Below are 9,903 nucleotides of genomic sequence, written 5' to 3'. Positions count from 1 at the left end.
TCTGCAGGACGCCGGCGCCGTAATCCGCGCCTACGATCCCGAGGGCATGGAGCAGGCTCGGATCCTGATGCCGGCTGTGGATTACGCCGAGAACGCCTACGCCTGCGCCGAGGGCGCCGACGCGGTGGTGATCGTCACCGAGTGGAACGCGTTCCGGGCCCTCGACCTCGACCGACTGCGTCAGGCCATGTCGTCCGGTGAGGCGGCTCCCGTGCTGATCGACCTGCGCAACATCTACGACCCCGCGAGCGCCGCGCGCCACGGTTTCACCTATTGCGGCGTCGGACGAACCAAGGAGAGCGTCGCCCGGATCGGGTCTTGATCATCACCGCGCCGGCCTTCGAGCCCGGATTCCTGTGCGGGACCTGCGCGACATCGCGAAGATTTCTTCCGGAATCGGCATCGATGCCGCTAGACGGGCGGCGTCCGCGGAGGCGCAACTGTGGCTTTCTCGTGATCGAGCCCGCGTCTCGGCAGCCGGTCCGGCGGTTCAAACTTGGCGTTTTGACCGTAGGAATTGGATAAGCTTCTGATGAATACATGTCACAGCCTCTGGCAATTTTGCCACGCGGGGATGACCTCGCGTTAGGGCTGGTTGGACACCGCAATGGTGCCACAGTAAGGGGTGAGAGGGTACTCACTCGTCGAGAGCCGAGCCGACTTCCGATAACGAGCGTGTGCGAACCGAACGTGACACAACGTACAGACATTGCGATCGTCGGACGCGCATGCCGACTGCCCGGGGCCCCCAGCGTGGATGGGCTCTGGTCACTCCTGTCCGAAGGGCGCTGCGCCGTCAGCAAGGTGCCGGCCGACCGATTCTCCCTGGAGCGGTTCGCCCATCCGCGCGCCCATGAGCGCGGCAAGAGCTACACCTGGGCGGCCGGTGTCATCGACGACGTCTGGTCGTTCGACCCGTCGGTCTTCGGCATCTCGCCCCGCGAGGCCGAGCAGATGGATCCGCAGCAGCGGATGCTGCTCGAGCTGACCTGGGAAGCCCTCGAGGACGCGGGCCTGCGCCCGTCGAGCGTGGCCGGCAGCAATATCGGCGTGTTCGTCGGCGCCTCGTCCCTCGATTACGGCAACCTGCGCATCCTCGACGCGCCGTCGGGCGACGCTTACGCGGCGACCGGCAACACGCTCTCGATCATCTCGAACCGCATCTCCTACATCTTCGACCTCAAGGGCCCGAGCTTCACGGTCGACACGGCCTGCTCGTCCTCGCTCGTCGCCTTCGACAACGCCGTGCAGGCGATCCGGTCGGGCCGCGTGGACACCGCGGTCGTCGCCGGCGTGAACGTGCTGGCGAGCCCGTTCAACTTCATCTGCTTCTCCACCGCGCAGATGCTCTCGCGCACCGGCCTGTGCCAGGCGTTCTCCAAGAACGCGGACGGCTACGTGCGCTCCGAGGGCGGCGTGGTGTTCGTGCTGCAGTCGGCCGAGGCCGCGCGGCGCAACGGCGCCACCGTGCGCGCGGTCGTCGCCGCCTCCGGCATCAACTCCGACGGCCGGACCACCGGCATCTCCCTCCCCTCGGGCTACGCCCAGGGCGCCCTGCTGGAGAAGGTCTACCGCGAGGCCGAGATCCGCCTCGACGACCTCGCCTTCATGGAGGCGCACGGCACCGGCACGCCGGTGGGCGACCCGATCGAGGCCTCGGCCATCGGCTCGAAGCTCGGCCGCGGCCGGCAGGCGCCGCTGCCGATCGGCTCGATCAAGACCAATATCGGCCACACCGAGCCGGTCTCCGGCCTCGCCGGCCTGATGAAGGCGACTCTGGCGCTCGAGCACGATCTCGTCCCGCCGTCGCTGCACGCGGCCGAGCTCAATCCCGAGATCCCCTTCGGCGAGCTCAACCTGGACGTCGTGCGCGCGCCGCTGAAGATCGGCCGCGGCTCGCGCGAGCGCTTCGCCGGCGTCAACTCCTTCGGCTTCGGCGGCACCAACGCCCACGTCGTCATCACCGACGCGCCCGCCTGGGCGAAGCCCGCCGCCGCGACCGCGGAGCCCCAGGCCCAGGTGCTGCTGCTCTCGGCCCAGAGCCGGGCGGCGCTGAACGAGCTCGCCCTCGACTACGCCGAGCGCCTCGAGGCCGCCCCCGAGCAGGTCGCGACCGTGGCGGCCGCGGTGGCGCATCGCCGCGAGCGCATGCCCGCCCGCCTCGCCGTCGCGCTCGACGGCAAGACCGACGTCGCCGCGGCGCTGCGCGCCGTCGGCGAGGGCGAGGACACGCAGGACGCCTTCACCGGCACCGCGGTCGACCGCGTCGCCGAGGTGGCGTTCATCTATTCCGGCAACGGCAGCCAGTGGGCCGGGATGGGCCGCGAGGCCTACGAGGAGAACGCGACCTTCCGCGCGACCTTCGACCGGATCGACACCCTGTTCCGGGCCTACTCGGACTGGTCGCTGAAGGACGCGCTCTACGCCGACGACCTCGACGAGCGCCTCGCGCTGACCAGCGTCTCGCAGCCGCTGATCTTCGCCATCGAGAGCGCCTCGACGGCCGCGCTCAAGGCGAAGGGCCTGATCCCGTCCTACGTCCTCGGCCACTCCGTGGGCGAGATCGCGGCCGCCGAGGCCGCCGGGATCCTCAGCCTGGAGGACGCGGTCCGGGTCATCTACTACCGCAGCCACCACCAGGAGACGACGCACGGCCAGGGCACCATGGCGGTGCTGCTGATGCCGGCCGAGGAGGTCGAGACCTTCCTCAAGGATTACCCGACCCTCGACATCGCCGCCTACAACAGCCCCAAGGCCGTCACGGTCGCCGGGCCGGTGGCCGACATCGACGCCGCCATCAAGGCCCTGTCGCGCAAGCGCCGTCGCGGCCGCAAGCTCGACCTCGCCTACGCCTTCCACGGTCGGCTGATGGACCCGACCGAGAAGCCGCTGCTGCGCGATCTCGCGGGCCTCAAGTCGCGGACCGGCACCACCGCGATGGTCTCGACCGTGACCGGCTCGGTGCTGGGCGGCGAGAATTTCGGCGCCGGCTACTGGTGGCGCAACATCCGCGAGCCGGTGCGCTTCTGCGAGGCCGTGCAGGACGCCACCCGCCGCGGCGCCCGCGTGTTCGTGGAGGTCGGCCCGCGCGCGACCCTGATGTCGCACGTCGGCGACGCGGTCGAGCCGCTGGGCATCGAGACCGCCACGGTCGGCGTGATGCACCGCAAGGCCTCCGGCGGCGACCCGATCGCCAAGGCGGTCAGCGCCGCCCTCGTCCAGGGCGCGCAGGTCGACGAGACGCTGCTGTTCGGCGACGCCCCGAAGGGCGACGTCCGCCTGCCCTCCTACCCGTGGCAGCGCCGCCCGTTCCGCCTCGCCGACACCACCGAGGGCGTCGGCGCGATGAGCCCCCGCCCCTATCACCCGCTGATCGGGTCGCGCACGACCTTCGACGGGCTGGAGTGGAACGGCTTCGTCGACCCGGTGACCGTGCCGGAACTGGAGGATCACAAGGTCGACGGCCAGGTGATCATGCCGGGCGCCGGCTTCGTCGAGATGGCCCTGGCCTGCGTTCGCGAGGCCCTGCGCGACGACGAGGTCGTGCTGGCCGACTTCGAGATCGTGGCGCCGATGGTGTTCGCCGAGGACGCCCTGCGCGAGGTCGCGGTGCGCCTGTCGGGCTCCGGCAACGGCATCCAGGTGCTGAGCCGGCCCCGCCTGACCCAGACCCCCTGGCAGCTGCACGCCCAGGCCAAGATCGTCGAGGGCACCTTCTCGGCCCCGAAGACACCGGATCTCGACGGCTTCAGCTTCGAGACCGCGGGCGACCACGTGCTCACCGGCGACGCGCTCTACGCCAAGGCCCTCGCCTCCGGGCTCGGCTTCGGCCCGAGCTTCCAGCAGGTGGCGATGAGCGTGCGGCTCGACGACGCCACGATCGTCTCCGACCTGCTGCCGGCCGAGCCCGACACCCGCTACGGCCTGGTGCCGAACCGGCTCGACGCGTGCTTCCACGGGCTGATCCTGCTGTTCGCCGACCTGCTCGGCGAGAACGGCGGCAAGGCCTACATCCCGGTGCGCTTCGGCGAGGTCCGGATGCTGCGCCCCGGCGCGGTGATCGCCCGCTCGATCATCCGCACCCGCCGCTGCAATGAGCGCTCGATCCTGGCGGACTTCACGCTCCTCGACGCCGAGGGCGCGGTCATCGCGACGATCCGCGAGGGCCGGTTCCAGGCCCTGCGCGCCAAGAACGGCGGCGACCTCTCGACCTTCGCGATCTCGCAGGTGCCGGAGCTCGCCACCGAGCCGACAGCGATCCCGATGGAGCGCCGCCCGAGCGTGGCCGCGCGTCTGCGCCCGCTCGCCGCCGAGGCGAAAGGGCCGTCCGACGCCGCCCTGTCGCCGGGCCACCTCCTGCTTGAGGGCTGGGCGACCTCGCTCGCCTACCGCCTCGCCTCCGGGCTGGCGCAGGGCGCCACCGTCTCGGTCACCGACAGCCGCGTGCCGGAGGTCCTGCGCCCCTGGCTGCTGAACGCCCTCTACGCCCTGGAGAGCAGCGGCCTCGCCGAGCGCGCGGGCCAGAACTGGACGCTGGGCGACGGCTCCGCCCTGCCGGCGCCCGACGAGATCATGCGCTGGATCGCCGGCGACCATCCGGACCTCTCTGCCGAGCTGGTGCTGATCGCCGATGTCGGCGCCCTGGTCGACCGGCTGCTCGCCGGCACACTCACCGACGCGCCGTCCCTGCCGCAGGGGGCGATCGACGCCTTCGTGCTGCGCTCGGCCACCGCGCGCCACGGCGCCGACGTGGTCGCCGGCTTGATCGAGCGGAGCCGTGCCCAGCTCCCGAAGGAGCGGGCGCTGCGGGTCCTGCAGGTCGGCTTCGGCCCGCTCTCGGCCCAGACCGCGACCTTCGCGTCCGCCGCCGAGGCCCGGCTCACCGTCTTCGAGACCGACCGCCGGCTCGCCGAGCGCGCCCGCCTGTCGCTCGGCCGCGCCGCCGCCGTGGTCGAGACCGCCGAGGAGCTCGCGCCCGGCAGCTTCGACCTGATCCTGGCGTCGGGCAGCCTGCATCGCGGCGACCGGGCCCTGCCGGGCCAGCTCGCCGGGGCGCTCGCCACCGGCGGCCTGCTGGTGGCCGTCGAGCCGGGCGCCTCCCTGTTCCGCGACCTCGTGTTCGGCCTGACGGCCGGCTGGTTCGAGGAGGCCGCGGGCGGCCTGCCCGTGGGCCGGCTCGAGGACATCGAGGGCTGGCAGCGCATCCTGAGCGCCCACGGCCTGGTCAAGGTCGAGGTCGAGCGGGCCGCCTCCGCCAACGGCGACGACCTGCTGCTGACGGCCGAGGCGCCGGTGCGCCCGGGTCCGGCCCCGGCGCAGAGCTTCGCCTTCATCATCGGCTCGGACGACGAGTTCGCGGCCGAGACCGCCTCCTCCCTGGCGACCCTGCTGGTCGCGGGCGGCGTGCACGTCTCGATCATCCTCGACTCCGAGACCTCCCTGATGGAGCTGGAGAAGGAGACCCCCGACACGGTGGTGTTCCTGGCCGGCGCCTTCACCCGCGGCGGCGAGGCGTCCGAGCGCCTGCGCGACCGCTGCCTCAGCCTGAAGCGCTGCACCGAGCACCTGGGATCGCGCCAGACCAAGCTCTGGGTCGTGGCGCCGGGCGCGACCCGCGACCGCGGCGGCCAGACCACCAACATCGAGGCGGGCGTGTGGGCCTTCTCCCGCACGCTCGCCAACGAAGCCCCGAACCTCGACGTCCGCCGCATCGACCTCTCCCCCGAGATGTCGTCGAAGCGCGCCTCCGAGCGCCTGCGCGACCTCATCCTCTCCGGCACCCCGGAGACCGAGATCGTGCTGGACGACGAGCGGACCCAGGTCGTACGCTTCCATGCCGGCCGGCCGCAGCACCGGGATCCGGCCGACGCCGTCCCGGCCGAGGCCGCGCGCCTGGAGCGCAGCAACACCGGCGGCTTGAGCGAGATGGTCTGGGGGCCGGCCGAGCGCCGCGCTCCCGGCAAGGGCGAGATGGAGATCGCGGTCGAGGCCACCGGCCTCAACTTCCGCGACGTTCTCTGGGCGCTCTCGATGCTCCCCGAGGAGATCCTGGAGGACGGCTTCGCCGGCCCCCGCCTCGGCCTCGAGTGTGCCGGCCGCGTCACGGCCGTCGGCCCGGGCGTGAAGGGCTTCAAGGTCGGCGATCCGGTCGTCGCCTTCGCGCAGTCGGGCTTTGCGACTCACATCGTTGTGCCGGACCTCGTCGTCGCGCCGATGCCGCACGGCCTCGACCCGATGGCGGCCGCCACCGTGCCGGTGGCCTTCCTCACCGCCTATTACGGCCTCGTCTCCTGCGCCCGGATGCGGCGCGGCGAGTGGGTGCTGGTCCACGGCGGCGCGGGCGGCGTCGGACTCGCTGCCTTGCAGATCGCCAAGCTCAAGGGCGCGCGGGTCATCGCCACGGCCGGCTCCCGCGAGAAGCGGGCCCTCGTGAAGGCGCTGGGCGCCGAGCACGTGCTCGATTCCCGCTCCCTGGCCTTCGTGGACGAGGTCCGGGCGATCACCGGCGACGGCGTCGACATCGTGCTGAACAGCCTGTTCGGCGAGGCGATGGAGCGCTCGCTCAACGCCCTCCGGCCGTTCGGCCGCTTCGTCGAGCTGGGCAAGCGCGACTACGTCGCCAACACCCATATCGGCCTGCGCCCGTTCCGGCGGAACCTCAGCTACTTCGGCGTCGACCTCGACCAGGTGATCCAGCACCAGGGCGACGACGGCGCGCGAATGTTCCGCGAGGTCATGGCCCTGTTCAACGACGGCGGCCTCAAGCCCCTGCCGTACCAGCCCTTCACGGCGGCCGAGACCTCGGACGCGTTCCGGCTGATGCAGCAGTCCGGCCATATCGGGAAGATCGTGATCAGCCCGCCGAAGGCCGGCACGATCATGAAGGACACGGCCCGGCCGTTCACGGTCTCGGCCGAGGGCGTCCACCTGCTGACCGGCGGCCTCGGCGGCTTCGGCCTGGAGGCGGCGCGCTGGCTGATCGACCGGGGTGCCAAGCACCTCGTGCTCGCGGGCCGCAAGGGCGCGGCCACCGACGAGGCCAAGGCCATCGTCGCGGAGCTCACCGCGCGGGGCGTGACCGTCGAGGCGAAGGCCGTCGACATCACGAGCCGCGCCTCGGTGGACCGGCTCATCGCCGGGATCGAGCAGGGCGGCAGGAAACTCGCGGGCGTGCTGCACGCCGCGGCGGTTCTCCAGGACGGCCTGATCTCCAACATCGACGCCGCGGCGCTCGACGCGGTGATCGGCCCCAAGGTGATCGGCGCCCAGCACCTGGACGCCGCCACCCGCGACCGGAGCCTCGACTACTTCGTCCTGTTCTCCTCGGCGACGACCTTCATCGGCAACCCGGGCCAGGGGTCCTACGTGGCCGCCAACGGCTTCATGGAGGGACTCGCGCGCCAGCGCCGCCGCCGCGGCCTGCCCGCGCTGGCCGTGGCCTGGGGCGCCATCGGCGATGTCGGCATGCTCGCCCGCAACAAGGCGGTCATGGAAGGCCTCGCCGGCCGCGTCGGCGTCACGCCGATGGAGGCCCGCCGCTGCCTCGACCTGATGGCCGAGGCGCTGGGCAGCCAGGGCACGTCCCCCGACGAGGCGGTCATCGCCATCGCGGCGATGCACTGGGGCAAGGCGCGCGAGCGTCTCGCCACCATGCGCTCGCCGAGCTACGCCGAACTCGGCTCGGACCAGCAGGCCGAGGCCGGCGGCGTCCAGGCGATCAACATCGCGTCGCTGCTCAAGGGCGGCGACCTCGACGCGGTCCGCAAGACCGTGTCGGACGCGATCGTCGAGGACATCGCCCGCATCCTGCGACTGCCTAAGGACGACATCAGCCGCGTGCGCCAGCTCTCGGAGATCGGCCTCGACTCGCTGATGGGTGTCGAGCTCGGCGCCAGCCTGCAGGAGCGCTTCGCCCTCGACGCGCCGCCCGCCGGACTTTCGTCGGGCATGACCGTCAACGAGCTGTCGGAGTCCTTAATTCAGGCGGTTTCCGCGCCCATGGACGAGACGGCCGGCGTCGCGATGAGCCTCGTCTCGAAGCATGTCGGCGGTGAGGTCGATGCGCAGATCCTCGCGCCTCTCAAGGAACTCATCGAGCAGACGTCCAGCGAGATCAAAGAGACCAACTCATGACCGACACGGCACGGCCGGACGGCGGGCGCGCGGCGCTCGCCGGCTTCGTGACCAACCGGCTCGGGCGCGCGACGCCGCGCCCGGCCCCCGTCAAGACGGCCTCTCCCGCCGGCAAGTCGGCGGCGCAGAACTTCGAGAACCTGCCGGGCTACCGCGAGCTGAAGCTCCAGCGCCAGGCGGCCGACCTGATCGGTCTGGGCAACCCGTTCTTCCGCGTCCACGACGCCAAGGCCGGGGCCACGACGCGGATCGACCAGAAGAGCTTCACCAACTTCTCGTCCTACGATTACCTCGGCCTGAACGGTCATCCGCGGGTGAGCAACGCCGCCCGGGAGGCAATCGAGGCCTACGGCACCTCCGCGTCGGCGAGCCGCGTGGTGGCGGGCGAGCGGCCCGGGCACATCAGCCTCGAGCAGGCTTTGGCCAAGCACTACCAGTCCGAGGGCTGCATCGTGATGGTGAGCGGCCACGCCACCAACGTCACGACCATCGGCGCCCTGCTGGAAGCCGGCGACGTGATCTTCCACGACGCGCTGTCCCACAACAGCATCGTCACCGGCGCGCAGCTGTCGGGCGCCCAGCGCCGCTCCTTCGCGCATAACGACCTCGACGCCCTGGAGACCCTGCTCCAGTCGACCCGCCACGAGCATCGCCGGGCGCTGATCGTGGTCGAGGGCCTCTACAGCATGGACGGCGACGCGCCGGACCTCGCCGGGCTCGTGGCCCTCAAGAAGCGCTACGACGCGTGGCTGATGGTCGACGAGGCGCACGGCCTCGGCGTCACCGGTCGCACCGGCGCCGGCCTGTTCGAGCATTGCGGTGTCGACCCCCGCGAGGTCGACATCTGGATGGGCACCCTGTCGAAGACGCTGTCCACCTGCGGCGGCTACATCTGCGGCCCGATCGCGCTGATCGAGTACCTGAAGCACACCGCCGGCGGCTTCGTGTACAGCGTCGGCATGTCGCCGCCGCTCGCGGCCGCCGCCGAGGCGGCCCTCGCGGTGATGCACGCCGAGCCGGAGCGGGTCGAGCGCCTGCGCCAGAACGGCACCCTGTTCCTGGCCACCGCCAAGAAGCTCGGCCTCGACACCGGCTTCAGCCTCGGCCTCGCGGTCGTGCCGATCATCGTCGGCGACTCGCTGAAGGCGGTGACGCTGTCGGACCGGCTGTTCCGCCGGGGCATCAACGTGCAGCCGATCATCCACCCGGCCGTGCCGGAGCGGGCCTCGCGCCTGCGCTTCTTCCTCACCTCCGAGCACACCCCCGACCAGATCCGCGACACCGTGAACGCGGTGGCGGAGGAGCTCGCCGCCATCGACAAGGGCGGCTCGCTGATCGAGCAGCTGCTGGCGAAGCGCGTCTGAGCCCGGCCGGGGCCGGGAGCCCCGGTTCCCCGAGAGCGTTACGAAGAAGGGGGCGCGGATCACATCCGCGCCCCCTTCGGCATTCGGGCGACCGGTCTCCGCGGTCTCGGTCGGACGCGCGCATCGGCCGGATCGGCGCGACGCGAACCCGGCATCCGTCGCGTGATGGGGTGGGTGCCCGCGTCGCGGTGCGCCGCCTTACTTGGCGTAGGAATAGGCCAGGGCGGCCGAGGAGACGGGGCCCGTGACGCCGCTGAAGGCGGTGAGGACCTTCTGGACCTCGGTGAAGGGGGCGTTCGACACGTAGATCAGGTCGCGGTTGCGCATCCGGAACGCCTGGGACACGAACAGGCTGTTGGGGTCGCGCATGTCGATCCGGTAGACCACCGGCACCAGAGGCGTGCCC

Annotated in this window: 3 protein-coding genes and 1 pseudogene; 3 read left to right on the top strand and 1 reads right to left on the bottom strand. The window is 71.6% G+C overall.

The window, feature by feature from the left end:
* The 3 genes from ACLBYG_RS30950 to ACLBYG_RS30940 form a co-directional block, all read left to right on the top strand.
* Nucleotides 1-322 (top strand): UDP binding domain-containing protein (locus ACLBYG_RS30950; protein ID WP_447684003.1); only part of this gene is annotated, 322 nt, incomplete at its 5' end.
* Between the two features lie 368 nt (nt 323-690).
* Nucleotides 691-8,133: an SDR family NAD(P)-dependent oxidoreductase gene (locus tag ACLBYG_RS30945; RefSeq protein ID WP_447684002.1), complete on the top strand. Its 7,443-nt coding sequence runs from the start codon at nt 691-693 to the stop codon at nt 8,131-8,133.
* Complete coding sequence (locus tag ACLBYG_RS30940; protein WP_012317954.1) at nt 8,130-9,497, top strand: aminotransferase class I/II-fold pyridoxal phosphate-dependent enzyme; 1,368 nt, start codon at nt 8,130-8,132, stop codon at nt 9,495-9,497. The genes ACLBYG_RS30945 and ACLBYG_RS30940 overlap by 4 nt, the downstream gene beginning before the upstream one ends.
* 198 nt (nt 9,498-9,695) lie before the next feature.
* Here ACLBYG_RS30940 and ACLBYG_RS30935 read toward each other — a convergent pair.
* A pseudogene (locus tag ACLBYG_RS30935) lies at nt 9,696-9,903 on the bottom strand (polysaccharide biosynthesis/export family protein); the annotation flags it as partial.

This window comes from Methylobacterium sp. D53M (assembly GCF_053345625.1).
Note: the sequence above shows the minus strand (reverse complement) of the source record. Positions and strands in the feature narration are given on the sequence as shown.

What these genes read in the sequence shown, in the direction of transcription:
- ACLBYG_RS30940 (WP_012317954.1), top strand. Translation starts at nt 8,130, where the DNA reads ATGACCGACACGGCACGGCCGGACGGCGGGCGCGCGGCGCTCGCCGGC.